Source organism: Rhodococcus yunnanensis NBRC 103083, assembly GCF_001895005.1.
Lineage (GTDB): Bacteria > Actinomycetota > Actinomycetes > Mycobacteriales > Mycobacteriaceae > Rhodococcoides > Rhodococcoides yunnanense.
Genome location: NZ_BCXH01000019.1, coordinates 52,915 through 77,272, shown reverse-complemented (window position 1 = coordinate 77,272; position 24,358 = coordinate 52,915). Strand labels below are relative to the sequence as shown.

Genomic DNA, 24,358 nt, shown 5'->3' with positions numbered 1-24,358 from the left:
TAGCTCAGAGTACCCGCACGTCACGGCACCTGACGCGCGGCATCGGCGGAGTGCACTCGGCGCAGCCGAACAGCGCGGTGGTCGGAGTCGAGATCACGTCGGATCCGCACCGAGACGTGCCCGTCCGTCAGCTTTTCCACCAATCCTTCGCCCCATTCCACCACCACGACCGCGTCGGCGAGATCGGTGTCGAGGTCGAGGGCATCGAGCTCGTCGACAGCCGATTGACCCGTCATGCCGAGACGGTAGGCGTCGACGTGAATCAGTGTCACCGGTGCACCGCCGTCGGGGCGTACCCCCGGCCGATGTTCGCGTGCGATCACGAACGTCGGCGAGCTGACGCGCCCCTGTACACCGAGACCGGCCGCGATTCCCCTCGTCATCGCGGTCTTACCTGCGCCGAGAGGCCCATCGAGCACCACGAGATCACCGGCAACGAGGATCTGCGCCAGACGGAAGCCGAACGCTTCGGTGTCCGCAGCGGACGGAAGTATTGTCTCCCGTCCGTCGAAGTGCAGTTCTGTCGATTCAGACAACGCCCCTCCTACCGGAGCGCCGCTTGCTTCGCAGTTCGGTTGCACGCGTACCCAATCGAACAAGCGCGGCGTTGACCTTGTCCGGAAATTCCAGCTGAACCAGATGCCCGGCTTGACGGATCCGGACCATCTCCGACCCCGGCAATGCCTCGGCGAGCGCCTTCGAACTGTCGAACGGAATGATCCAGTCCTCGTCGCCGCAGATCACCGTCACGGGAATTCGAGCCAGTTCGACCAGCGCGTCGCTCTCGTCGTGCAATTCGAGTGTCTTCAGGAAGTTGACGATCGTGACGACGGTCGTGTCGTCGATCATGGACTGCGAGAACTCGACCAGCCGTGGACTGACCCTGGTTCCGTACGACGCGGCCCTCAGCACGGGAGCGATCAAAGCCCGCACGGCGCCGCGACCGAGTTGAACCACGCCGGGCGATGTACGCACGGCGAGACGGAACGCACCGACAACCGGGTTGTCCAAGCTGCGGCCGAGGCCGGTCTCGGCCAGTCCGGCAGCGGTCGTGGAGATCAGACCGACACCGACCACCCTGTCCCGCACCAGTTCCGGACGCTGCCGGGTCATCGACAGAATGGACATGCCGCCCATCGAATGACCGATCAACACCAGGTGCCCCCGCGGCGCAACGGCCCGAATGACGGCGTCGAGGTCCAGGCCCAACTGCGCGATCGTGCAACTCTCCGGTGCCGGAATCCCGGACCGCCCGTGTCCGCGTTGGTCGTAGAAGACCATGCGTACCGACGAACCCCACTCCTGTTCCAGTGCTTGTCGCTGAAAGTGCCACGACGCCATCCGAAGGCAGTACCCGTGAACGAACACGGCCGTGATCGGTGCGTCGGTCGGCCCCACTTCGCGTACCGCGAGCGGCACACCGTCGTCGGCCGTGACGATCGATCCTCGGTCGGCGTCCATCAAGTCGAGATTCTCGGTTGCCAGAGGATCCTTGTTCGACCGTAACATCGTCTCGCGCAACGCTATTCCGACGCTGCTGACGATGCCAAGACTCGAAGTCCACTTCACGTCGACGCCTCCCCCGGTGTCGTCTCCTGGCCCTCATCGGTTGTCCGATACACCCTCCGGACACGTCCCCCGATACCGGTGACCACCTCGTAGTGGATGGTGTCCAGCGTATCGGCCCAGTCCTGAGCGACCGGTCCCCCGTTCTCCCCGGCGCCGAACAGTACTGCAGTGTCACCGACTGCGACGCCCGCGCCGTCGGCACCGAGATCGACGACGAACTGATCCATGCAGACTCGTCCCACCGACGGGAATCGGCGACCGCCGATGCCGACGTCGAATCTTCCGCTGAGGTTGCGCCGGACGCCGTCGGCGTACCCCATCGGGATGAGGGCGACGGTCGTGTCGGCGGGCGCGATCCAGGTATGGCCGTAGGACACACCACCTCCTGCCGGAACCTTCTTCACCAGAGCGACGCCGGTGGAGACGGTCATCGCGGGACGTAACCCGAAGTCGCCGAGTTCGGGAATCGGCGACAACCCGTACGCCGCGATGCCGGGGCGGACCATGTCGAAATGCAGATCCGGCCGGGTCAGTGTGGCCGCCGAATTCGCGAGATGTGTGCGTTGCGGTCGAAGTCCGGCCGCAGCGAGCCGCGCGACAGCCTCGCGCAGCACCTCTGCCTGGCGGTCGTTGGCGGGATGGTCGGGGATATCCGCGCACGCGAGGTGCGAGAACACACCTCGCAGCCGCACCGAACCCGCTGCGACAGCTCTGCCGAGCACGTCGACGACATGGTCGAGGTCGGCGGGCGAGATGCCGTTCCGATTGAGTCCGGTGTCGATCTTCAGTGTGACGGCGGCGGGCACATCGGCGACCCGTGCAGCGGCCGCAACGGCCTTCAGCTGCGCCGCCGACGACACTCCCAGCTCGATGCCGTGAGCGACTGCAGGACCGAAGTCGGTGTCCCGGTGATGCAGCCAGGACAGGATCGGTGCCGAGATGCCGCACAACCGCAACGCGACGGCCTCGTCGACCGTCGTGACCCCGAGTTCGCTCGCACCCGACGCCAGCGCGGTCCTGGCGATCTCGAGCGCACCGTGGTTGTATCCGTCTGCCTTCACGACGACCATCACATCGGCGCCCTCGGCGTGGTCACGAAGGACGCGGACGTTGTGCGCGACGGCACCCAGATCGATGGAGACCGTCGGCCCCGCGCGGTAGTCGTCGCGACCTGTCTCTGTCGATTCCGTCGTTCCGCTCTCCACAGCAGTCGATAGTGCCATTCGTCCGGCCCGAACCCCCAGTCGGCATGCCGAGGGGCTCGTCTCGTCAGACTCGCGAGGTGACAGAACGCACAATTCGAATGGCGTCGGGCACTGCGGCCAGAAGGGGGCTTGCCGAGATGGGCGCGGCGAATTCGCCGTCCACGCCGTGCGCAGCCGTCGAGGCGGCGAGGGCATGCACCCTCGCTCCGCACGCGGCAGCGGCGGAGGGGTCGAGTCCGGCGGCAAGAAGCGCACCGAGGATGCCGGACAGGACGTCGCCCGATCCCGCCGTGGAGGCCGCCGACCCACCTGCGTCGTTGATGTGGACCGTGCCGTCGGGACCGGCGATGACGGTGGCGCGCCCCTTGAGAAGAACGGTGACGCCCCATTCCGACGCGAGCGAGCGCACCGACGACACACGGTCCGGTACCGGCGCCGCACCGGTGAGTCGTTCGAACTCGCCCGCGTGCGGTGTCAGCAGCGTCGGTGCCGAACGTCCGCGGACGAGTTCGGGTGCCGCGGCGAGGATGCTCAGTCCGTCGGCGTCGACGACCACGGGTAGATCCGAGCTCAGTATGTCCGCGAGCCAGTGCTTCGAGGCATCTCCGGTTCCGAACCCTGGCCCCACCGCCCACGCTTGCACGCGGCCCGCACTGTGTGGATCGGCAGCGGCAACGACCTCAGGGTAGTGCGAGACCACTTCTGCTGCAGCACTTCCCGCGTACCGCACCATGCCGGATGTCGCCGCGACAGCGGCACCCGCGCACAGTAGTGCGGCGCCCGGATACCGCTCACTGCCTGCCGCGATCCCGACCACTCCCTGGGAGTACTTGTCGTCCTCGGCCGTCGGAATCGGCCACAGCGCTCCGACATCGGACGGCTCGTACGCGGTGATCGACGGCGCGGGCAGGTCGAGTCCGATGTCGACGAGTTCGATTCTGCCGCAATACGGTACGGCCAGAACGTGAGCGGGTTTGCGTGCCCCGAACGCAACGGTGACCACGGCACGTACAGCGGGACCGTCGACGGCTCCTGTCTCGGGATCGACACCGCTGGGAATGTCGGCGGCCACGATCGGCGCCTCGATCCCGGCGACGAGCTCGGCAGCATCGGGCCGCAGCGGCCCCTGCCCCGAGATCCCGACGATGGCATCGACGACGAGATCAGGATTTCCGGGCCGGGTGACGATCCGTCCACCCGCTCGGCGGAAGGCCGCAAGACCTTCGGCGTGCGCGCGATCGGGCTTCAACAGAACCGCGTTCACGGCGACACCGCGACGACGCAGCATCGCGCCGGCCCAGAGACCGTCACCGCCGTTGTCGCCCGAGCCGACGAGAACACACACTTCACGCCCCACCACACCGCCGACGGCCGCGATCAACTCCCCGACCACGACGGCTGCAAGACCGTGCGCAGCCCGGCGCATCAGCGCGCCGGACGGTCCCGCATCCAACAGCGGCCGTTCGGCGTCACGAACCTGATCCGGTGTGTAGTAGCCCCTCATGCTCCGACCTACTCGACCGTGACCGACTTCGCCAGGTTCCGCGGCTTGTCGACGTCGTAACCACGTGCCTGGGCCACCTCGGCAGCGAAGACCTGAAGAGGAACCGTCGACAGCAGTGGCTGAAGCAGGGTCGGAGCCGCCGGAATCTCGATCATGTGATCGGCGAACGGACGGACTGCCTCGTCGCCCTCCTCGGCGATGACGATGGTCCGTGCACCGCGCGCCTGAATCTCCCGAATGTTGCTCAACAGCTTGGAATGCAACACCGCGCGCCCCTTCGGCGACGGCATGATGACGATGACGGGAAGCCCGTCCTCGATGAGCGCGATGGGCCCGTGCTTGAGCTCGCCTGCCGCGAAGCCTTCCGCATGCATGTAGGCAAGCTCTTTCAGCTTGAGCGCACCCTCGAGCGCCACCGGATATCCGACGTGGCGGCCGAGAAACAGAATCGTCGGTGCCGTCGCCAGTTCGCGAGCCAGCACCCGGACGGGTTCCACCGAATCGAGTACGCGCTGCACCAGTTTCGGCATGGCCTCCAGATCTTCGAACTCGCGAGCGACCTCGTCGGGATACTTGGTGCCGCGCGCCTGTGCGAGCGCCAACCCGACCAGATAGTTCGCCGTGACCTGGGCCAGGAAGGCCTTCGTCGACGCGACACCGATCTCCGGGCCGGTCCGCGTGTACAGCACGGCGTCGGCCTCGCGCGGAATCTGCGATCCGTTGGTGTTGCACACCGCGAGAACGCGGGCGTTCTGTTCCTTGGCGTGCCGTACCGCTTCGAGGGTGTCGGCCGTCTCCCCGGACTGCGAGATGGCCACGACCAGCGTCGAGCGGTCCAACACGGGGTCGCGGTACCGGAACTCGCTTGCCAGCTCCACCTCGACGGGTAGCCGCGTCCAGTGCTCGATCGCATATTTCGCGAGCAGACCCGAATGGTAGGAGCTTCCGCACGCCACGACGAAGATCTTGTCGACGTCGCGCAGTTCCTGATCGGACAGTCGCTGCTCGTCGAGGACGATGCGACGATTCTCGAAGTGGCCCAGCAGCGTGTCGGCGATCGCCGACGGCTGCTCCTGGATCTCCTTGAGCATGAAGTAGTCGTAGCCGCCCTTCTCGGCGGCAGCCAGGTCCCAATCGATGTGGAACGGACGTCCCGACGCCTCGTGCCCGTCGAAGTCGGTGATCGAGTAACCGTCGGCAGTGATCACCACGACCTGGTCCTGCCCCAACTCGACCGCTTCACGAGTGTGCTCGATGAATGCGGCCACATCGGAACCCAGGAACATCTCGCCGACGCCGACGCCGACGACCAATGGCGTCGACCGACGCGCGGCCACGATGGTATCCGGGTGGTCCGAGTGCGTGAAGACCAACGTGAACGCACCTTCCAGGCGACGCAACACCGCCTTCGCGCTTGCCACGAAATCACCTGCCGTCGGCCCTGCCGCGTACGCCGCCGATACCAGGTGCACTGCCACCTCGGTATCGGTATCGCTGCTGAACTCCACTCCGGCGGATTCGAGCTCGGCCCGCAAGGGACCGAAGTTCTCGATGATTCCGTTGTGCACCACCGCAACCGAACCGGTCGCGTCGCGATGAGGATGGGCATTCCTGTCGGTCGGGCGACCGTGTGTGGCCCACCGCGTGTGACCCATTCCCGTCGAGCCGACGAACTTCTCGGTGCCGAGCTCGTCCAGCTCGGCTTCCAGGTTGGCCAACCGCCCGGCCTTACGCTCGATCGCCGTGCTACCTGCGCCGTCGAGTATCGCTATTCCTGCAGAGTCGTAGCCCCTGTACTCCATCCGCCGAAGCGCTTCGACCACCACGCCCAAGGCCTGGCGGTGACCGACGTATCCCACGATTCCGCACATGGTGGTTCAGGCTACCCGCGCGGCGGGCCGGGTCCCGAATCCGTCCGATGCCGGTCACATCCGCCGACTCCACCGACGCCGCTCACCCCCGCCTCCGACTCGATCCGATAGCGTCTACACCTGTGGCGACATCTACGAAGCTCGCAGCACAGCTGAGCAAGCGCGGCCCGCACAAGGTGCTCCGCGGCGACCTGGCGCTCGCCGGGCAACCCGGCGTCGTGTTCACCCCCGAACAGGGGTACGGACTGCCCGCAGTCGCATTCGGTCACGGGTGGCTGCTCGGGGCCGGCCGCTACACCGAGACGTTGAAGCATCTCGCGTCGTGGGGAATCGTCGCCGCGGCACCCGACACCGAACGCGGCCCGATTCCATCACACCGCGGACTCGCCACCGACCTCGGCACTGTGCTCGGCATCATGACCGGCATCCGCCTCGGTACCGGCGATATCAGCGTTCACCCGGACAAGCTGGCGCTCGCCGGCCACGGTATGGGTGCCAGCATCGCAGTCCTCGCCGCCGCTGCACGTTCGGACGTCAAAGCCGTCGCGGCGCTGTTCCCGGCGCCGAGCGCTCCGAGCGCGGAAGCGGCAGCCGCGTCGCTGACCGTTCCCAGCCTCGTTCTCGGCGACGCCGCCTTCGCCGACTCGCTCAACGACAACACACTCGCACTCGCGGGCGCCTGCAACCCGCCGTCGGTGTTCCGGCGCGTCGACAAGGCATCGTCGGACGGCATCGTCGAGGGCAGACGACTGCTCGCCCCCATCGGTGTCGGCGGCACCGAGAAGTCGACCGTACGCACCGTCCGCGTGCTGCTCACCGCATTCCTTCTCTTCCACGTGGCGGGCGAGAAGAAGTACGAGGACCTCGCTGGTGCTGCCGAACTGAAGGGAACGCGCGTGATCGACCCGCACGCGCCGATCGCCGAGCAACCCAAGCCGAGTCCACTCTCTGCCGCCCGCGCCCTGATCGGGCGCTGATCGGCGCTGGCTCACACGAGCCAACTGGTACGAGGAGGTTCCTCGTCGTACTCGGATTCCGGCTGTACCGGCGTTGTTCGCATGTCCAGATTCGCAGGCAGTACATATGACACGGCGCGGTCTGTCACATTCGCGTCCTCCGCATGATCAGGCATGCCGACGACTGCCGCGGGCAGCATCGCCGCTCGATCCAGCCGGTCCGACGCGCGCTCGGACGCCGCACGATGCTCGGCGCGGATGCGCTCGAATTCGGTCGACCATCTCCACTGCGCCTCCGTCACAGCGGACCCGCCTCCACCAACCGTGCGCCCGTGGATTCGCGGACGCCCGGCGGCGGCACGGATACGGCATCCGTCTCCGACGCATCGGCACCGGCAGGTTCAGGGTCGACAGGGAGGGGGTTGGCAGGATCAGCGTCGGCAGGCGGGCACTCGGGGAACGCCGTGTCCGCCGGTGCAGGCTCTCCCGAGGCCGCAGGCTCCGGTGGGACTGCAGGCTCCGGTGGGACTGCAGGCTCCGGTGGGACTGCAGGCTCCGGTGGGACTGCGGGCTGCGGTACGTGTACTGGTTCGGCTGGGGCCGCAGACTCCGGTGAGACAACTGGCCCCGGTGGGACTGCTTCCGAGGTGGCGCTCTCCACTGCTGCCGGTGCAGGATCCTCGTAGTCGACGATCTCGACGATCACCGGCAGTCCGAACGGACCTATCCGCAGCTCGAATCGCCGCGTGCCGCCGTCGGGACCGCCTAGTTGCAGCGACAGCGTGCCGTCCTCCGCCAATCCGATACGCGCGTGATACCCGTCGAGCTCGGCTTCCAGGTGGCCTCGCTCGGCGGAATCGGTGTGCACCGCAGGCCCGGGAAGCTCGGCGCCGACGCCAGGTGCGGGAGGTACGTCACCCGCGCTGCGCGGCTCGCCCTCGTGCGGAGATGCACCGTGCCGGATGTCGGAGGCCGAATTCGGCTCGGCTGATTCGGACCGAGGCAGAGTCGGTTCTGCATACTCCGGGGCATCCGAACCCTGCAGTCGCTCGAAGAAGTCGTCGAGGGCAGCGCGGATTCGGGCGCTCGATTCTTCGCTCGCCCGCGCCACTGCACGTTCGATCAATTCACCGAACTCGGCCACGCTCGGGACAGACTGCGGCGCCGGTAGCCCCTGAGGAGACGGCACACTCTGTGTGGGGTTCGCGAGCCGACCGGTCTCCGCGCTCGGCGAAGCGAGGGTAGGAGCCGGTTGCACCACCGTGTCCGAAGGTTCGGTATCGCACACGGACGCCGGACTGGTGGGTACGAGCCCCGGATCGACCTCGAAACCTCCCGGTCCCTCGTCCGTGGTGCAGGAGACCGGAAACGCGGAGTCGTCGACGGCGTCGGCCGTCGACGCGACCACCGCAAGTGCGTCCCGCACCGCGGTGTCGGTGGCCGCGCAGATGTCGACGAATGCACCGCAGGTTTCCGAGACGGCCGGGACGAACACCGAACCGAGCCACTCGCTGCACAATTGTCGAACCTGCTGGAGCGATGCCTCGTCGAGTTGACCGCGATTCCCGACGAACTCCGCGACCGCAGGCAACCACTCGGCCAGCACCGGCACGTCCAGGTTCGCAACGATTCCGATGTTCGTCCCACCGCCGCCGATGGGCGTCGCAGCGAATTTCGCGATGGTCACAACGGCGTCGTCCGGAACCCCGCAGATGGCAGAGCTGTCGATGCGGCCGACCAGATCTACCTTGTCACGCACCGTGTTTCGAATCGTGTCGGCACCGGACCGCATCGCACGAGACAACTGCTCGATCGACCACACCCGCTCGCGGGCACACCCTAGATCCCGCCGAAGGTCTGAGTCCGCCGACGAGGCACTGCCTCCCGTCCACGATTGTGCGAGAACTCCGCCGAGCCGCTCACATTCCTCGATCTGTCCGTGCGCGTCGTCCAGAACACCTCCGAGTGCATCCGCGTCGGCGATCAACATCGCCACGTCGAGTCCACGCTGCTGGTCGTATCGCGCGCAAAGTTCCTCGTAGCTCCAGCCGACATCCGGGTCGAGGCCCGAGGCCAGGGGGAGGTACCGCTCGAAGTACAGGAGGCCTGCGGCCCCACTGTCGAGGAGAGCATCGATCGAATCACCGTCGCGCGGAGCCTGAGGCGTCATCGGTGCCCGCCGGCTCTCGTGGCGATCGACTCCGCCACGGATCCGTCCGTCCCTCGATACCCGTCCACGCTCGCTCGCAGCTGCGCCGCGTTCTCGTCCAGGCCTTCGGCCCATCGCCGCAGTGAGACCGGCACGCGCGCGTACCCCTCACCGAGTCGACCGCCGACATCACCGTAGTTGCGGCCCGCCGATTCGCTTCCGAACCCGAGCCGACTCGCGCGGTCAGCGGCAGCTCGCACCGCGGCTGCAACCCCGACGAATGCGTCCGCGACATTACCGGCGGCCTCGACGTCGATTTCCACGCCGTCCATTTCTGCGCCGTCACACATAGACCCCACCCCTGTCGCTTCCGACCGTCCCGACGGGATTCGTCCCGTCCCGACGAATTTGCCCCTGTCATCTATGACGCAGCCCACGTGAGATCGGTTCCGTTCCGTCGGCTACCGTCGAAGACAGGAAACTCGGGTTACAGATAAATGCTCACACCTGCGAGGAATCTCATGCACATAGGAACCATGCTCAATTACTCGGGCGGATTCAGCGAGACCGTCGCCGAAGTGGAAGAACTCGAAAAGGTCGGCTTGGACGTCATCTTCGTCCCCGAGGCCTACTCGTTCGACGCCGTCAGTCAACTCGGATTTCTGGCGGCCAAGACCTCGACCATCAAGATCGCGTCGGGCATCTTTCAGATCTACACCCGGACGCCGTCGCTGACCGCCATGACCGCGGCAGGCCTCGACTACGTCTCGGACGGAAGATTCGTTCTCGGCCTCGGCGCATCGGGGCCGCAGGTGGTCGAAGGGTTCCACGGCGTCAAATACGACGCGCCGATTGCGCGCACGCGCGAAGTCATCGAGATCTGCCGCCAGGTGTGGCGTCGGGAGAAGGTCGAGCACCAGGGCAAGTACTACCAAATTCCCCTTCCCGCGGACAAGGGCACTGGCCTCGGTAAGCCGCTGAAGTTGATCAATCACCCTGTCCGGTCGAACATTCCGGTCGTCATCGCCGCACTCGGCCCCAAGAACGTCGAACTCACGGCCGAGATCGCGGAGGGATGGCAGCCGATCTTCTACTACCCGGAGAAGGCGGACATGGTGTGGGGTGACGCGCTGGCAGCAGGCAAGGCCAGACGCGACCCGTCACTGGGCGAGCTGGAGGTTTACGCCGGACCGACACTGGCGATCGGCGAGGATGCCGACAAATTCCTGCCGTGGGTCAAACCACATCTCGCGCTGTACATCGGCGGCATGGGAGCCAAGGGCAAGAATTTTTACAACGATCTCGCTCAGCGCTACGGATACGAAGCCGAAGCCGAGAAGATCCAGGATCTCTATCTCGCGGGAAAGAGGGAAGAGGCCGCTGCCGCCGTGCCCGACGACCTGGCGCGTTCGATCAATCTCATCGGACCCGAGAGCTTCGTGAAGGAAAGGGTCGCCGCGTTCGCCGAGGCAGGAGTCACCACGCTCAACGTCGTGCCCCTCGCCGAGAACACCGCGGGCCGTGTCGCGCAGCTGACCGCTCTGCGCAACCTCACCGACTGAGCAATCCGACCGGCCGAACTCAGACCTGCCCGACCCGGTTCGCGAGATCCTGCGCGAGCCGGCGGGCGAGTTCGGGCTCGGCCGCCTCGACCATCACTCGCACCAATTGCTCGGTTCCGCTGGGCCGCAACAACACTCGCCCCGTGTCACCGAGCAGTTGCTCGACTTCGGCAACCCCGTCCACCACGGACTTGGCCGACGCGACAGCAGCCTTGTCCGAGACTTTCACATTGATGAGCACCTGCGGCAGCGTTGTCATCACGGCAGCGAGATCGGCAAGGGATCTGCGCGTCTGCGCCATGCGGCCCATCACGCGCAACGCCGTGAGGATTCCGTCGCCGGTGGTACCCAGCGCGGGAAGCACGACGTGCCCGCTCTGCTCGCCGCCCAGTGAATACCCTCCGGCCCGGAGCTCTTCGAGAACATACCGGTCTCCCACCGCAGTCGTGACCACGGTTATGCCGGCCGCGCGCATTCCGATGTGCAGCCCCAAGTTGCTCATCACAGTCGCCACCAGGGTGTTCTCGATCAACTCCCCCGATTCCTTCATCGCAACGGCCAGCACCGCCATGATCGCGTCGCCGTCGACCACCGATCCCGACGCGTCGACCGCCAGGCAACGATCCGCATCACCGTCGTGAGCGATCCCGAGGTCGGCGCCGTGTCGAATCACGGCTTCCTGCAGATCTTCCATGTGGGTCGATCCACACCCGTCGTTGATGTTCAACCCGTCGGGATCGGCATGGATGGCGATCACCTGCGCGCCCGCAGCCGCATACACGGCCGGTGCGACGGACGACGCGGCGCCATGAGCGCAATCGACTACAACGGTGACACCGTCCAGCGATCCGGTGAGTGCATCACGCAGATGCACGATGTACTCGTCTGCCGCATCCTCGGTCACTCGGACCCGGCCGATCGCGGCCCCGGTCGGCGCGGGCAGCAGACCCTCGCCCGAAATGAGCGACTCGATTCGATCTTCGACGTCGTCGTCCAGTTTGTGACCGCCGGAGGCGAAAATCTTGATGCCGTTGTCCGGCATGGGATTGTGCGACGCCGAGATCATCACACCGAGTGCGGCACGGTGCACCGACGTCAGATAGGCGACGGCAGGTGTCGGTAGAACACCGACATCGAGGACATCCACCCCCGAGGCAGTCAGGCCCGCGATGACAGCTGCCGACAGCATCTCCCCGCTGGCCCTCGGGTCGCGACCGACCACCGCCACAGGACGTTCGGATTCGCCGCTCGGTGCAAGCACTGTTGCCGCTGCCCTGGCGACTCTCAACGCCAATTCGGGAGTCAGCAGGCCGTTGGCCAGGCCCCGTACGCCGTCGGTACCGAACAGTCGAGTCATACGAACGCGTCCCCTTCGCGGAAGAACCTACAGAACAAGATCGAGAGCACTTGCCGAAAACGCCGCGAGGGCAGGCATCCGACACTTCGTGGACGCCTGCCCTCGCGGGTAGAACTGGTAAGACGCGTCAGCGCTTGGAGTACTGCGACGCCTTACGGGCCTTCTTCAGGCCGTACTTCTTACGCTCCACCGCACGCGCGTCACGCGTGAGGAAGCCGGCAGCCTTGAGCGGCGGACGATCGTCGGGTGTGACCTCGATGAGGGCACGCGAGATCGCGAGACGCAGTGCGCCTGCCTGGCCGGACGGACCGCCACCGTGCAGAAGTGCGATGACGTCGAACGACTCCGCGCGATCCACGAGCACCAGCGGCGCCTTGATGAGCTGCTGGTGAACCTTGTTGGGGAAGTAGTCCTCGAGGCTGCGGCCGTTGAGCTTGAACCCACCGGTGCCCGGCGAGAACCGCACGCGAGCGACAGCTTCCTTACGACGACCGACGGTCTGGACCGGGCGATCGAACAGGATCGGAGCAGGCGCTGCAGCAGCGGCCTCGATCTCTTCGACGACCTCGGGCTCTTCCACCGACACGAACTCGTCAGCGGCGATCTCGACCTCGTTGGCAGCGGCGTCGACCTCTGCGGTGTTCTCCTGCGACGTCACGTCATTTCCCTCCGGCGCCGTCACTGGGACACCTGCTTGATCTCGAACGGAACAGGCTGCTGAGCTGCATGCGGATGATTCGGTCCCGCGTACACCTTGAGCTTGCCTGCGATTGCATTGCCGAGCTTGTTCTTCGGGATCATGCCCTTGACGGCCTTCTCCACGAGACGATCGGGGTGGCTTTCCAGCACCTGCCGAGTCGAGCGCGACTTCAGACCGCCCGGGTGACCGGAGTGGTGGTGGTGGAACTTGCCGTCGAGCTTGTTGCCACTGATGGCAACCTTCTCGGCGTTGATGATGACGACGAAGTCGCCACCGTCGACGTTGGCTGCGTAGGTCGGCTTGTGCTTGCCGCGGAGCAGAGTCGCGGCCTGGACGGCGAGGCGTCCGAGCACGACGTCCGTGGCGTCGATCACATGCCAAGTCCGGGTGGTGTCCCCGGCCTTCGGGCTGTATGTAGACACAGAAATTCCTGTCTTCATGATGTCGCTGCTGGCCAAGACGTGTGGATGACCTCGGCGGCCAGTTGAGACCCGAGATCAAGAACTCGATCGCACACGCAAATGTGCGGCGAGTCCATACACGCCAACGATGGACGATACCGGCTGCGAGCAGCCCAGGTCAAAACGCCGTCATCGACGCCGGTTGCACTCGATGCATCGGCGAGCTGCGACCAACGCCTCCAGCCGAGCATCCGCGATCTGCTTCCCGCACTTCTCACAGCGCCCGTATGTCCCGGAGTCGAGCCTGACCAGCGCCTCGTCCAGCTCCCGGAGCTCGTCCTCCGCATCGCGGGCCAACCCGACGACCTTCGCTCGCTCGAAAGCGATGGTAGACCCCTCGGGGTCGTGTTCGTCGTCGTCGGTAGTCCACTCGGAACCCTCGATTATTGCCGTGAACTGCGCACGGAGCGATTCGAGTCGGGCGACGGTAGTACGGCGCACGCTCACGATACGGTCTCGAACGACGACAGGGTCCATCACATCAGTGAACTACGTCTGCACCGGCACAACCACCTTCACGTTGGAGTGGCCTGGGGTTGTTGCTTCGGGTGGCGCTGAGCTTGTTGCGATCACCGGCGGCGACCTGACCTCGTTCGGCTCGGCTGCCAAACTGGCCGCCCACGCAGGGCTGGCCCCGAACCCCCACGATTCGGGCAATCGGCACGGCACCCTTCGTCGACCGCAGCGCTATCACCGCGGGCTACGGAAAGTGTCTACATGGCCGGGCTCAACAGCTCCCAACGCGACGGACCCTCCCGCGAGTTCTACCAACGCAAACGCGACGAGAAACGCTCAGCTGTCCATGCGCTGATCGCGCTCGCTCGCCGCCTCGTCGACGTCGTATGGGCGTTGATCCGCGACGACCGCGAATGGTCCCTGGCGCCCTCTCATCTGGCAGCACCGCAACCGGCGGGCCGCGTGAGTGCACCCTCGCGGTTAGGTGCTGTGACCGTCTGAGCCGGCGGGCGAGCGCGTTCGAGTTGGTGGGGCGGGCTGTGGTCAATAGTGGTTGGTGAGCATGGTGGTCAGTTCGGTGTCGATGGTGCGCAGTTCAACACGGTGGGAGCCGAAGGTGCGCTCGGGGTTGATGAGCTGGCGCGTGGGGTCGACGTCTTTCTCGGTCAGGGGCGCTTGGAGGTGTGCGCGCAGGGGGCGCATGTGCAGGCTGTGGAGTACTTGGTAGAGCTGGGCGGCTCCACGGGCTCCGCCGGTGATGCTCCACGTCACCAGGCTCGCGGGTTTGCCCTGCCATTCGCTGTAGAGAAAGTCCAACGCATTCTTGAACCGCCACCCTTGGTGGTCGGGATTGGGCCACGACCCTGCTCCTTCTTCTGTGTGCTGGGGTGGTCAGGGTGTGGTCGGGTGAACGACGAGCTCGCGGATATGGACCCCGGCCCGTCGGGAGACTGCGTCGGCGATGGCGTCCGCGATATCGGTAGCGGTCAGCGAGTTCATTTGAGCTTTTCGTTCGCTGAGCATCTCGCGCCACTGGTCGTGCCCGACCCGCTCCCCCAGTTCGCTGTCGGTGACTCCCGGTTCGACGTTCGTCACCCGCAGCCCGCGGCCACCGAACTCGACCCGCAGACTCGCTGCCAGCGCAGTCACGGCCGCTTTGGTCGCCGCATAGACCCCGAAGCCTGGGGAATACTGGCGGGCGGCCAACGACGACACGATCACCAGGTCTGCCGGTCGGCCGGCGTCGGCCGCTGCAAGCAGCCCTGGCAGGAACGCCCGGACGGTGTCCAGGACCCCCATGATGTTCAGCGAGATCATCTGCTGCCACTCGTCGCGGCGCGCCTCGTGGAACGGGGCCACATGCATGATGCCCGCGTTGGCGACCACCAAATCTGCCGGACCGAACGCGGCCTCGACGGTGGCGGCCGCTGCGTCCAGTTGGGCTGGATCGGTGACATCTGTGGTGACCGCCAGCGCGCTCGCGCCGAGCTGGGCGGCAAGAGCGTCGATGCGGTCGGCGCGGCGGGCCAGCAGCGCCACCCGGGCACCGTCGGCGGCGAACCGGGTCGCGGTCGCCTCCCCGATTCCCGACGACGCTCCTGTGATCGCAGCGATCCGAGTGGACAAAGGTTTCTGTGCAGTCATGCCCTCAACCATCACCCCGATCCGCTTCGCCAACCAGGCCGTGTCCAGTCCTAGGAATGCACGGAGCCAGCAATGACTTATACCCACCGCAGGGACATAGATGCAGAAGCGACGTGTGGATCGGAGCGTGATGGGCGGGCGGGCGGCCGGACTGGGCGGGTTTCTGCGTACAAGGCGTGCAAGGCTGCATCCCGCTGACGTCGGTACGGCGTCGATGGGGCGCCGCCGTGTCCCGGGTCTGCGACGTGAAGAACTCGCCCAGCTTGCTGGGGTCAGCACCGACTACCTGACCCGTCTCGAGCAGGGCCGCGACCTGCACCCCTCGGTGTCGGTGCTCAACTCCCTGGCCGCAGCGCTGCGGCTGGACACCGCCGAGCGTGATTATCTGCAGTTTCTGGCCGGCGCCCACCGCGACGACACCAGCACCTGCAGCCGACAACTCCCGGCACAGCAGCCCAGCAACGGTGGGCTGCACCTGCTGGCCGCACTCACCTCGGCCCCGGCGCTGATCCTGGGCCGGCGTATGCAGGTCCTGGCGCAGAACCCGCCCGGCGCCGGACTGCTCGGTGACCTGACTGGCAAAAATCTGCTGCGTGCCCTCTTCCTCGACCCTGACGTGCGTGTCCGCCATGCGGACTGGGAACAGGCTGCGGCTCAATCGATCTCATTCCTGCGTACGCACGCGCTGCGGGACGGTGCCGACCGTGATCTGTGTCGCCTCGTCACAGAACTATCAGGCGATGCGACGTTCGCCCGGCTCTGGGATGAGCACCATGTCCATAATTCGGCTTCTGGGACAACACACTTCGCTCACCCCGACGCCGGGCACCTCATCCTCGACTACCAGATACTGCCGCTACCCGACCCCGAACAATGGCTCCTCGTCTACACCACCAGTCCACACAGTACCGATCACCTGGCCCTCGAACTCCAGAGCAACGACCCTGCCTTGGTTCTTACACGCGCGACTCCCACCCGATAGAACCCGCGACGAACTTGTCGTCTCCCAACCGGAAGCCAAAAGCACGGCCCTCCGCGATAGCTCCCTGCCCACACCGCCGTCGCGACAAGCAGCCACCACAGCACCCCGCTTGCCTCCCGCATTGAGATCCACGCTGTGAAATCGGCACAGCATGAAACCAGCACAGTATGAAATCAGCCCGGCTCCGACACGAATCGATGCCGGAGCCGGGCTGGTGCAGCGGTGCGCACGGATCAGGTGAAGCGTGACCTGTTCAGCGCTTCTTGCTCGATCATCTTCTGGTTGCCCGAGCTGACGGCGCCGATCAGGCTCTGCAGCACTGTCGTCAGCTCCGCCTGCGCCGCATTCCACTCCCCCTGCTTGACCTGATAGGCATCCGCGTCGGCGCCCTGCCACGTGGCAACGAGTGGCTGGATGGTGGATTTGATCTCGTCGAGCTTCTCGTTGAGCGACTGCCATTTGACCGTCATGCCGCTGGTCAGATCAGCGATCGAGCCGAAGTTGTATCTGATTTCGCCGTCCATGTGGTTCCTCGTTTCGTTCGGGTGATGAACTGGGTGATCGAGTAGGTGAATCGAGTCGAAAAATCGACCCTGACGCAGGCGCCGAGGTCAGAGATTGAGCGTCCCGGCAACAGCGTTGATGGAAGCGACGTTGTCCTGCTCGGACTGGTCGTATTCCACGCCGCTCGTCTTGATGGCTTGGCTGATCCCCGCCAGCGCGTTCTCGAGCTTGAACGCGCTGGAATCCCAGTTCGTCATGACCTGCGCGAAAGTGGTCGACGCGGTTCCCTTCCAGATTCCCGACGCGGCAAGGTCGACGTCGGAGCGAAGCCCCCTCAACTGCCCCGCGATCTGATCTCGCAATCCGTCGACCTTGGCGGCGACGGCGAGCATGGTTTCGATATTTGCATCTGCCATGTTCGGCTCCCTGTTCATCTCTTCGGTCGCGAGCACCCGGACGAGCACTCGGTCTAGGTAGTGGTTCGCCGGAGTGCGTGCGGTTCTCCCCCCACATCTGATTTGACGCACCGTCAGCCCTGTTCGGTTCCACCGAGCGCGGACTTTCTCACTGCCTCATTCGGACGTGACCGACAAGGTCGACACAGCACGGGAGCATTCTTCGGCGAGCAGTTCGTCCTCGCCTGTCCCCGACTGGCACCCGATGCTGATCTGAAGGTCGTGCTCGACGAAGACCTGCCACTTCACCACCGAGTCCGCGTCGGGCGTCTCGACGTACGAAAGTGCCACCCTCCCGTTCACATCCGTAGCTCTGGTGAAGTCCGACAACGTGGAATCGCTCCCTCGCCGTGCAGCCGCGTCGATGAGTTCGTCGGCCACCTCGTCGAACGAGGTTCCCGGCCGCAACTCGCTCGCCGTCATCACGATTCGACGATCGGGCAGATCCGGCGGGACCATGATCAATCGGTCGGCCTCGGCGCGTGCGGTCCAGGTGGAAGGTAACTCGACACCAGCGCGGCCCCGCTGGAATCTCTCCGAGTCGGATTCCGATTCCGATTCCGGGGCGGATTCGGATTCGAGCGGTTCGAGCGGTTCGAGCGGTTCGAAGGGCCCAGTCGATGGGACCACTACCTCAGATGTGGGCGGCGACGCCGCAACCGACGAGTGACCGGTTGTGTTACGCAACAACAACACCGAGACTGCCACGAGGACGGCGACCACCACCACAGCGGTGCTCGCGAGTACCACCACGCGCGGTCGTGTCGATTCGACTGGGTCCGGTGTGGCATCACTCAACCATGCGGCCGACCGCACAGGTTGTGGCAGAAGGTGACTGTTCTCCGTGTCGACCTGATCGACACCGCCACCGCCGTAGACGTCGGCAGTCGTCGATCCGAACTGTGAGATCCCGGCTCTCGCTGCCATCGCCCGAACCATGTCCGAACCCGATACCGGACGACATCGATGCGGCGAGTCCACCACATCCGCGCCAACCAAGCCAGCGCCAACCGAGCCAGCGCCAACCGAGCCAGCCCCGGACACGCCAGGGCCGCTGAATTCTGGGCCCCTGGGCGGACCTGATGCATCGACGACGAACACATCGACCGGACTTCGGATACGTCGCGCGGCGATCGCTGCCGACACGCGGTCTCGGACCGACTGCGACGCGGCCGAGTCTGCAACGAGGTCCGCTGAACCCACGGCCGCCCACGCACCCGTTCGATGGACCGTACCGTCCGATTCGAACGACACCGCGGTCACGACGGAGTCGAGCTCGGCCAGCTCGACGACGACGGCGAAGTCCGGTGTGCGCTCGCCGACCGTCTGGACGGCAGCCGTCGAGGCATCGGCCATCACGACGTCACGAGCCAGATCTCGAACGGCGGCACGAACCGCTCTCCTGTCGTGCACGCCCCACATCGCGGGGCATGCGATCTCGAGCACGTCGACGCCTTCGCCTGCGCCGACACCGTCGAGCAACGCGGTGAAGATCGCCGACAGCACCGTGCCGGACGGTACGACTTCGGAGCCGAGGATCACCTCGGCGTCGGCGACCGACCCCATCATTCGGTAGTCCCCCGTCGCGTGTTCGTTCTCGACGACGTCGTCGGCGCGCGAGAGTAGAACGGTCAGCACCCCGTCGGCCACATGGACTGCCGCATAGGTCCGATCCGCACTCACTGCGACGTCCACGCGAGCTGGATCAACGACTGCCCGCGCCGGTCGACGAGCGTTCCACGTCCAGGTGGCATGGCGCTCGGTTTGACCGAACCGATCAGATTGCCCTCGTCACGGCTGCCACTCATGACGAGTCCGGGCGAGACGAGATCGCGCAGGCGAGACACCACCGGGTCGTACAGCGCGCGCGATGCTCCACCGGACCTCCTAGCGACGATCAGGTGGAATCCGATATCTCGGGCATGGGGCAGATATTCGACGAGAACGGACAGTGGATTGCCCGACGCCGTCGCCACCAGATCGTAATCGTCGACGACCACGAAGATTTCGGGTCCACTCCACCACGTTCGTTCACGAAGTTGCTGGGCAGTGACCTCGGGCCCAGGCATTCTGGCCGCGAGCTTCGACGCGAGCTCACCCGTCATCGCAGTCAGAACCGACTGCGACGCAGCGTAGCCCGCCAGATGATCAGCAGGAACGGCCCCGAGCATCGTTCGTCGATAGTCGGCGAGCACTATCTTGACGTGAGCCGATGAATTCGACTCGACCAGCGAGGTGCAGACAGACCGTAGTAGTGCTGTCTTACCGCACTCGGTGTCGCCGAAGACCAGAAAGTGTGCCTGCTCGGCGAAATCGAGTGCTACCGGCTTCAATTCGGCTTCGTCGACGCCGATCGGTACCGACAGTTCCGGCCTGTCCACATCGGCCCTCGGCCATCGGCCGCGCACAGCGTCGACGAGTTCGGCGCGCGTCAGATTCTCCGGGAGCATGCGTACCGGCGGTGCGGATCGGCCGACGAAGACCTCGGAGATCGCAGCCACCGCATTCGCGATGCCGGCACCGAGATCGTCGCTCGATGGTCGGCCGTCCACGCGGGGCAATCCGGCCAGTAGGTGCAATCCGTCCTTGGTGATGCCTCGGCCAGGCCGATTCTCCGGTACCCGTGCAGCTTTGGCACGGCCGAACTCCGAATCCGATGCATCGCCCAACTTGAGTTCGATGCGTGTGCCGACGAGATCCTTGGTGGCAGGGCGTATCTCGGCCCACCGGGAGGCACTGACGACGAGGTGGACACCGTAGGACAGGCCTTGAGCGGTCAGAGCCGCGAGCTGCGGTTCGAGGGACTCGAAATCGGATCTGATGCTCGCCCAACCGTCGACGACGAGGAACACGTCACCGAATGCGTCGTCGTCGTCGGGACTGGCCGTTCGACGACGCCGGAACTCGGCCATCGAATCAATACCACGCTCACGAAACACTCGCTCGCGGCGGCCGATGACGGCGGTGACCTCGGCAACCGTACGCCGCACACGGTCGACGTCGAGTCTGCTCGCGACCGACCCGACATGAGGCAGGCCGCTGAGGCCGGTCAGCGTTCCACCACCGAAATCCAAGCAGTAGATCTGCACGTTCGACGGCGAGTTCGTGAGTGCGAGCGACATCACGAGGGTGCGCAGCACTGTCGACTTCCCCGATTGTGGACCGCCCACCACGGCCAGGTGTCCGCCGGCAGCGGACAGGTCGACCATCAGGAGATCTCGGCGCTGGTCGTACGGTCGATCCACGATTCCGATCGGTACGCGCAGAATAGCGGGGCTCGTGGGAGCACCGGTGAGAATCGAATCCGACATCAACCGGTCCAGCGTCGGCGGAAGGTCGAGCGGGGGAAGCCACACCTCGTGCGCGGCAGAACCGCGGCCTCGGACACGGTCGACGACCATGTCGAGCATCGTCGTCTCCTCTGCAGGTGACTCGTGTGCCGGTGAGTCTTCCGCCGGTAGCGCCTCGGACGGCGACGGATCGTCGAGCATGAGTGTCGGCGGCGCCGCCCGCTGCTCCGTGCCGACGGACTGCACCGGAAACGCTCCGAAGACCCGAGGACGGATGTCGACCCCCGTCCGTACGACGCTGCGTCCGCTCACGCGCGGGCGCACGTACGGCCCGGACACGTAGGCAGCAGCGAATCGAACGATTTCGGCGGAATCGCTCTTGAGGTAGCCCGCACCGGGCTGCGCCGGCAGGTGATACGCGTCCGGAACTCCGAGGACAGAGCGAGACTCGTTGGCCGAGAATGTTTTCAGTCCGATCCGATACGAGAGGTGGCTGTCGAGCCCGCGCAGCTTTCCCTCCTCCAATCGCTGACTGGCGAGCAACAGATGAATGTGCAGCGACCGACCGAGTCGCCCGACCGCGACGAACAGATCCGCGAACTCGGGTTGTTGGCTGAGCAACTCGGAGAACTCGTCGACGACGATGAACAGCGCAGGCAGCGGAGACAGATTGGCGCCCGCCGCGCGCGCTTTCTCGTAGTCCGACACGTTTGCGAAGTTGCCCGAGTCGCGGAGCAACTCCTGCCTGCGGTTCATCTCGCCCGCGATGGCATCCTTCATTCGGTCGACGAGCGCCAGATCGTCGGACAGGTTGGTGATCACTGCGGCGACGTGTGGAGCGTCCTCCAGACCCGCGAAGGTGGCGCCGCCCTTGAAATCGACGAGAACCAGGTTCAGCTGGTCCGGACTGTGTGTGGTCACCAATCCGAGCACGAGGGTCCGCAGGAACTCGGACTTGCCCGATCCCGTTGCCCCGATGCACAACCCGTGTGGGCCCATGCCGTTCTCGGCGGATTCCTTCAGATCGATCTCGACAGGACTTCCGTCGGGCGCAATTCCGATCGGCACTCGAAGCCGCTCGCGTCCTCGCCGTGGAACCCACGCCTGCTCGGGATCGAGCTGCCCGAGATCCCGTATTCCGAGCAATTGGGTCCAGCTGGAGAGAGTTTCACGATCGTCGGACCCCGGTTCCGACGAGGAACGGGTCGTGATGCGATAGGGCGAGAGGCGTCGCGCGACGGTTTCCGCTTGCGCGACGCTGAGCGTATCCGGCCGCCCGAATACTTCTACGCGATCTCCACTGACTGCTCCGATGGTGCCGTCCTCGGCCAGCATGCGAATTCCGCGGCTCGATGCCAGCCCAGCGGCGAAGTCGGACAGATCGACGATGGTGACCCCTTCCAGTCCCGTACGCGCCACGTCGGTGCCCGTGTTGTCCAGCAGACCGCCGTCGACGACGATCACCAGCTGCGGCACCGAGGCCGCGGGCACACTTCCTCTCGTGAAACGGTTCCGGAGCGAGAGATGCTCCCCTAGTGACGTTTCCAGTTCCAGGAACGAGCCGTAGATCATTCTTGCGGTACCGGCACCGTCACGGGCGACGTCGTGTTGCGTGTGCGGCAGCCATTTGGTCCAGTCCCAGTGCTGCACGGTGTCCGGGCCACACACGACTGCTACTCGCACTCGATCGGGGTCGTGGAACGTGCACAGTGAGGCCACCATCGCGCGGACCATGCCTCGGGACATCTCTCGATCGCCTGCGATGGAGATCGCCGCGAATCCACGGAGGGACACCGCTGTCGGTAGGTCGGCCACCACCGAATGTGCGCGCACGAACCGCCTGAGCGACACCGCGGACACCGGTTCCAACTCCTCGACGGGCCCAGTTTCCGGTGGTACGAGCCGGGTTGCGAGCCGCTGATCCCCCGTGCCGACTCGGACGTGGCAGAAATCTGGATCCGAATCGCGTCGCTCCCACATTCGGGGCGTACCCGCGAATGCCCACAGCATCGCCGGGCTCGGGTGCGACCAGGCCAGTGCAGCTCGCTGATCTGCCGCCGTCGACGTCACATCTCTGCGCAGTCCATCGAGATAGCGCAGGTAGTCCTTGCGGTCCTCGTTCGCTTCGGCCGTCCGCGCTCCACCGCCTCTGCCACCGCCCGCGACCATGCCGAGCATCGACACCAGCATCATGGCGGGGAACATCAGCATCATCGGATTGGCCGCCATCCCGGAGGTGAACATGAGCGCGACCATGCCGACCATCGCGGCAACCATCACCACCGGCATGAGCTTCGTCATCAGATTTCCGGGAACGACGCGCGGAATCTCCGGTGGCGCTTGCAGCGTCACCTCACCACCCGGCGTCCGCGGCACGGGACGTCGCTGCCCACGAACGAATCGAACCGTACTCACGCGTCGATGCCCCCACCGCTCGGTATCCCCCGTTACCGCAGACACTCTCGTTCCCAGGCGAGCGGTCTGTTTTCGGGTAGGCTAGCCCATCGATCGCTCACGGCCAACCCCGACGGGTGCGGAATAGTTGCACGCGCGGTGTGGTTGACCGCTACAGGCTTCGAGTACCGATCCGGGCTCGTGCGCGCAACAACTGGACGAAGCAAACGAAAGGCCGGCGTCAACCGTGTCAGTACCCCTCTCCATCCTCGACCTGGCTCATATCGGCGAAGGCGAAAGCGTCAAGGACAGCTTCGACGCGAGCGTGACCCTCGCCCAGAGTGCGGAAAAATGGGGATACCGAAGAATCTGGTACGCAGAACACCACAACATGAGCTCGATCGCGTCCTCGGCCACCAGTGTTCTCATCGGCCACGTCGCCGCGCACACCAGCACGATCCGGCTCGGATCGGGCGGGGTGATGCTTCCCAACCACGCACCGCTGACCATCGCCGAGCAGTTCGGGACGCTCGCGACCCTGCACCCAGGACGCATCGATCTCGGACTGGGACGCGCTCCCGGCAGCGACCAACCGACGATGCGCGCGATGCGCCGCGATCCGTCGTCGGCCGAGCGATTCCCGCAGGATGTTCAGGAACTGCAGGGATTTCTTTCCGACGAGTCCCTGGTAGCAGGCGTCCAAGCGACACCGGGCGCGGGAACCGGCGTTCCGCTCTACATACTCGGATCGTCGTTGTTCGGTGCTCAACTCGCCGCCGCGCTCGGGCTTCCGTTCGCATTCGCGTCCCACTTCGCACCCGACGCACTCGAGCAGGCTGTCACGATCTATCGCCGTGAGTTCCGCCCGTCGCAGCAATTGGATGCGCCGTACGTCATCGCCGGTCTCAACGTCATCGTGGCCGACACCGACGAGGACGCCCAGCGCCAGTTCCTGGCAAGCAAACGGAGTCGGGTGAGCCTTCTGCTCGGTCGTGGAAGAAAGTTCACCGACGAGGAAGCCGACATGCTGTTGGAAGCTCCCCAGGGCAGGCAGATCGCACAGATGACGACGTATTCGGCGGTCGGTACTCCGAACGTCGTCAAGGAATACCTCGACAGTTTCGCGCGACATGCAGGGGCCGACGAGCTGATCGCGATCTCGAACGTCGGCGATCGGACGTCCTGGTTGCGTTCGTTCGAACTGCTGGCCGACGTCAGCGAACTGACGCCTGCCTGACAATCGTCCGCCTTAGAATCGTCCGCCTGAGAATCGTCGCCAGTCACCACCGGTCTCGGTCA

General features: G+C 65.5%; 22 protein-coding genes and 1 pseudogene. 5 read left to right on the top strand and 18 right to left on the bottom strand.

Features of this window, described 5'->3' with window-relative positions:
* Window positions 1-20: 20 nt before the first annotated feature.
* Genes tsaE through glmS form a run of 5 tightly spaced genes read right to left on the bottom strand, consistent with a single transcriptional unit; the run spans window position 21 to window position 6,149 of the window.
* Window positions 21-536, bottom strand: coding sequence for a tRNA (adenosine(37)-N6)-threonylcarbamoyltransferase complex ATPase subunit type 1 TsaE (gene tsaE, locus RY1_RS24280; protein WP_072806613.1), 516 nt, complete (start codon window positions 534-536; stop codon window positions 21-23).
* Window positions 529-1,509: an alpha/beta fold hydrolase gene (locus RY1_RS24275; protein ID WP_139279976.1), complete on the bottom strand. Its 981-nt coding sequence runs from the start codon at window positions 1,507-1,509 to the stop codon at window positions 529-531. Before RY1_RS24275 ends, tsaE begins: the two co-directional genes overlap by 8 nt.
* A 56-nt stretch (window positions 1,510-1,565) precedes the next feature.
* Window positions 1,566-2,792, bottom strand: a complete 1,227-nt coding sequence (gene alr / locus RY1_RS24270) for an alanine racemase (protein ID WP_072806611.1) — start codon at window positions 2,790-2,792, stop codon at window positions 1,566-1,568.
* A 46-nt stretch (window positions 2,793-2,838) separates the two neighbouring features.
* A complete protein-coding gene (locus RY1_RS24265; RefSeq protein WP_072806610.1) occupies window positions 2,839-4,278 on the bottom strand; it encodes a bifunctional ADP-dependent NAD(P)H-hydrate dehydratase/NAD(P)H-hydrate epimerase in 1,440 nt (479 codons plus the stop codon).
* An 8-nt stretch (window positions 4,279-4,286) separates the two neighbouring features.
* Window positions 4,287-6,149 carry a glutamine--fructose-6-phosphate transaminase (isomerizing) gene (glmS, locus tag RY1_RS24260; RefSeq protein ID WP_072806609.1) on the bottom strand — a complete coding sequence of 621 codons (1,863 nt, stop codon included), beginning with the start codon at window positions 6,147-6,149 and terminating at the stop codon, window positions 4,287-4,289.
* Between the two features lie 122 nt (window positions 6,150-6,271).
* Here glmS and RY1_RS24255 point away from each other — a divergent pair, with 122 nt between their 5' ends.
* Window positions 6,272-7,126, top strand: coding sequence for a dienelactone hydrolase family protein (locus RY1_RS24255; protein ID WP_072806608.1), 855 nt, complete (start codon window positions 6,272-6,274; stop codon window positions 7,124-7,126).
* 11 nt (window positions 7,127-7,137) lie between these two features.
* Here the strand turns inward: RY1_RS24255 and RY1_RS24250 are convergent, their stop codons facing one another.
* Genes RY1_RS24250 through RY1_RS24240 form a run of 3 tightly spaced genes read right to left on the bottom strand, consistent with a single transcriptional unit; the run spans window position 7,138 to window position 9,586 of the window.
* Window positions 7,138-7,407 (bottom strand): hypothetical protein, encoded by a 270-nt coding sequence (locus tag RY1_RS24250; RefSeq protein WP_072806607.1) that lies wholly within the window; start codon window positions 7,405-7,407, stop codon window positions 7,138-7,140.
* A complete protein-coding gene (locus RY1_RS24245; protein WP_072806606.1) occupies window positions 7,404-9,275 on the bottom strand; it encodes a hypothetical protein in 1,872 nt (623 codons plus the stop codon). Before RY1_RS24245 ends, RY1_RS24250 begins: the two co-directional genes overlap by 4 nt.
* Window positions 9,272-9,586 (bottom strand): hypothetical protein, encoded by a 315-nt coding sequence (locus tag RY1_RS24240; RefSeq protein WP_072806605.1) that lies wholly within the window; start codon window positions 9,584-9,586, stop codon window positions 9,272-9,274. Before RY1_RS24240 ends, RY1_RS24245 begins: the two co-directional genes overlap by 4 nt.
* Before the next feature lie 189 nt (window positions 9,587-9,775).
* Here RY1_RS24240 and RY1_RS24235 point away from each other — a divergent pair, with 189 nt between their 5' ends.
* Window positions 9,776-10,816 carry an LLM class F420-dependent oxidoreductase gene (locus RY1_RS24235; protein WP_072806652.1) on the top strand — a complete coding sequence of 347 codons (1,041 nt, stop codon included), beginning with the start codon at window positions 9,776-9,778 and terminating at the stop codon, window positions 10,814-10,816.
* 19 nt (window positions 10,817-10,835) lie between these two features.
* Here RY1_RS24235 and glmM read toward each other — a convergent pair whose 3' ends face one another.
* From glmM to RY1_RS24215, 4 genes are all read right to left on the bottom strand, one after another.
* On the bottom strand, window positions 10,836-12,173 hold the full coding sequence (gene glmM / locus RY1_RS24230; RefSeq protein WP_072806604.1) for a phosphoglucosamine mutase: 1,338 nt from the start codon (window positions 12,171-12,173) through the stop codon (window positions 10,836-10,838).
* Window positions 12,174-12,300: 127 nt separating this feature from the next.
* Window positions 12,301-12,855 carry a 30S ribosomal protein S9 gene (gene rpsI, locus RY1_RS24225; protein WP_072806603.1) on the bottom strand — a complete coding sequence of 185 codons (555 nt, stop codon included), beginning with the start codon at window positions 12,853-12,855 and terminating at the stop codon, window positions 12,301-12,303.
* A complete protein-coding gene (rplM, locus tag RY1_RS24220) occupies window positions 12,852-13,295 on the bottom strand; it encodes a 50S ribosomal protein L13 (RefSeq protein ID WP_072806651.1) in 444 nt (147 codons plus the stop codon). Before rplM ends, rpsI begins: the two co-directional genes overlap by 4 nt.
* 168 nt (window positions 13,296-13,463) lie before the next feature.
* Window positions 13,464-13,811: a TraR/DksA family transcriptional regulator gene (locus RY1_RS24215; RefSeq protein WP_072806650.1), complete on the bottom strand. Its 348-nt coding sequence runs from the start codon at window positions 13,809-13,811 to the stop codon at window positions 13,464-13,466.
* 70 nt (window positions 13,812-13,881) lie between these two features.
* On the opposite strand from RY1_RS24215, the pseudogene RY1_RS30920 reads away from it, so the two are divergent.
* Window positions 13,882-14,291, top strand: a pseudogene (locus RY1_RS30920) (transposase); the annotation flags it as partial.
* A gap of 42 nt (window positions 14,292-14,333) precedes the next feature.
* Here RY1_RS30920 and RY1_RS24205 read toward each other — a convergent pair.
* Together RY1_RS24205 and RY1_RS24200 are read right to left on the bottom strand one after the other, a co-directional pair.
* Window positions 14,334-14,606, bottom strand: a complete 273-nt coding sequence (locus RY1_RS24205; RefSeq protein ID WP_072806602.1) for an NADPH-dependent FMN reductase — start codon at window positions 14,604-14,606, stop codon at window positions 14,334-14,336.
* A gap of 75 nt (window positions 14,607-14,681) precedes the next feature.
* On the bottom strand, window positions 14,682-15,434 hold the full coding sequence (locus RY1_RS24200) for an SDR family oxidoreductase (RefSeq protein WP_072806601.1): 753 nt from the start codon (window positions 15,432-15,434) through the stop codon (window positions 14,682-14,684).
* A gap of 100 nt (window positions 15,435-15,534) precedes the next feature.
* Here RY1_RS24200 and RY1_RS24195 point away from each other — a divergent pair, with 100 nt between their 5' ends.
* The gene (locus tag RY1_RS24195) at window positions 15,535-16,416 is read left to right on the top strand and encodes a helix-turn-helix transcriptional regulator (protein ID WP_084727802.1); all 882 of its coding nucleotides are present in this window, start codon (window positions 15,535-15,537) and stop codon (window positions 16,414-16,416) included.
* Between the two features lie 233 nt (window positions 16,417-16,649).
* Here RY1_RS24195 and RY1_RS24190 read toward each other — a convergent pair whose 3' ends face one another.
* The 4 genes from RY1_RS24190 to eccCa form a co-directional block, all read right to left on the bottom strand.
* Window positions 16,650-16,940: a WXG100 family type VII secretion target gene (locus tag RY1_RS24190; protein ID WP_072806599.1), complete on the bottom strand. Its 291-nt coding sequence runs from the start codon at window positions 16,938-16,940 to the stop codon at window positions 16,650-16,652.
* An 87-nt stretch (window positions 16,941-17,027) separates the two neighbouring features.
* Window positions 17,028-17,336: a WXG100 family type VII secretion target gene (locus RY1_RS24185; RefSeq protein ID WP_245819919.1), complete on the bottom strand. Its 309-nt coding sequence runs from the start codon at window positions 17,334-17,336 to the stop codon at window positions 17,028-17,030.
* Window positions 17,337-17,492: 156 nt separating this feature from the next.
* Window positions 17,493-19,070 (bottom strand): type VII secretion-associated protein, encoded by a 1,578-nt coding sequence (locus tag RY1_RS24180; protein ID WP_072806598.1) that lies wholly within the window; start codon window positions 19,068-19,070, stop codon window positions 17,493-17,495.
* Window positions 19,055-23,080, bottom strand: coding sequence for a type VII secretion protein EccCa (gene eccCa, locus RY1_RS24175; RefSeq protein ID WP_174565461.1), 4,026 nt, complete (start codon window positions 23,078-23,080; stop codon window positions 19,055-19,057). Before eccCa ends, RY1_RS24180 begins: the two co-directional genes overlap by 16 nt.
* Window positions 23,081-23,306: 226 nt before the next feature.
* Between eccCa and RY1_RS24170 the strand changes: the two genes are divergently transcribed.
* The gene (locus tag RY1_RS24170) at window positions 23,307-24,296 is read left to right on the top strand and encodes an LLM class flavin-dependent oxidoreductase (RefSeq protein WP_072806596.1); all 990 of its coding nucleotides are present in this window, start codon (window positions 23,307-23,309) and stop codon (window positions 24,294-24,296) included.
* The last annotated feature ends 62 nt before the right edge of the window (window positions 24,297-24,358 follow it).

Excerpts from the sequence above, each read along its gene's own strand:
- RY1_RS24275 (WP_139279976.1), bottom strand. The coding sequence starts at position 1,509 with ATGTTACGGTCGAACAAGGATCCTCTGGCAACCGAGAATCTCGACTTG.
- alr (WP_072806611.1), bottom strand. The coding sequence starts at position 2,792 with ATGGCACTATCGACTGCTGTGGAGAGCGGAACGACGGAATCGACAGAG.
- RY1_RS24265 (WP_072806610.1), bottom strand. The coding sequence starts at position 4,278 with ATGAGGGGCTACTACACACCGGATCAGGTTCGTGACGCCGAACGGCCG.
- glmS (WP_072806609.1), bottom strand. The coding sequence starts at position 6,149 with ATGTGCGGAATCGTGGGATACGTCGGTCACCGCCAGGCCTTGGGCGTG.
- RY1_RS24245 (WP_072806606.1), bottom strand. The coding sequence starts at position 9,275 with ATGACGCCTCAGGCTCCGCGCGACGGTGATTCGATCGATGCTCTCCTC.
- RY1_RS24240 (WP_072806605.1), bottom strand. The coding sequence starts at position 9,586 with ATGGACGGCGTGGAAATCGACGTCGAGGCCGCCGGTAATGTCGCGGAC.
- RY1_RS24235 (WP_072806652.1), top strand. The coding sequence starts at position 9,776 with ATGCACATAGGAACCATGCTCAATTACTCGGGCGGATTCAGCGAGACC.
- glmM (WP_072806604.1), bottom strand. The coding sequence starts at position 12,173 with ATGACTCGACTGTTCGGTACCGACGGCGTACGGGGCCTGGCCAACGGC.
- RY1_RS24215 (WP_072806650.1), bottom strand. The coding sequence starts at position 13,811 with ATGGACCCTGTCGTCGTTCGAGACCGTATCGTGAGCGTGCGCCGTACT.
- RY1_RS24200 (WP_072806601.1), bottom strand. The coding sequence starts at position 15,434 with ATGACTGCACAGAAACCTTTGTCCACTCGGATCGCTGCGATCACAGGA.
- RY1_RS24195 (WP_084727802.1), top strand. The coding sequence starts at position 15,535 with ATGCAGAAGCGACGTGTGGATCGGAGCGTGATGGGCGGGCGGGCGGCC.
- RY1_RS24190 (WP_072806599.1), bottom strand. The coding sequence starts at position 16,940 with ATGGACGGCGAAATCAGATACAACTTCGGCTCGATCGCTGATCTGACC.
- RY1_RS24185 (WP_245819919.1), bottom strand. The coding sequence starts at position 17,336 with ATGGCAGATGCAAATATCGAAACCATGCTCGCCGTCGCCGCCAAGGTC.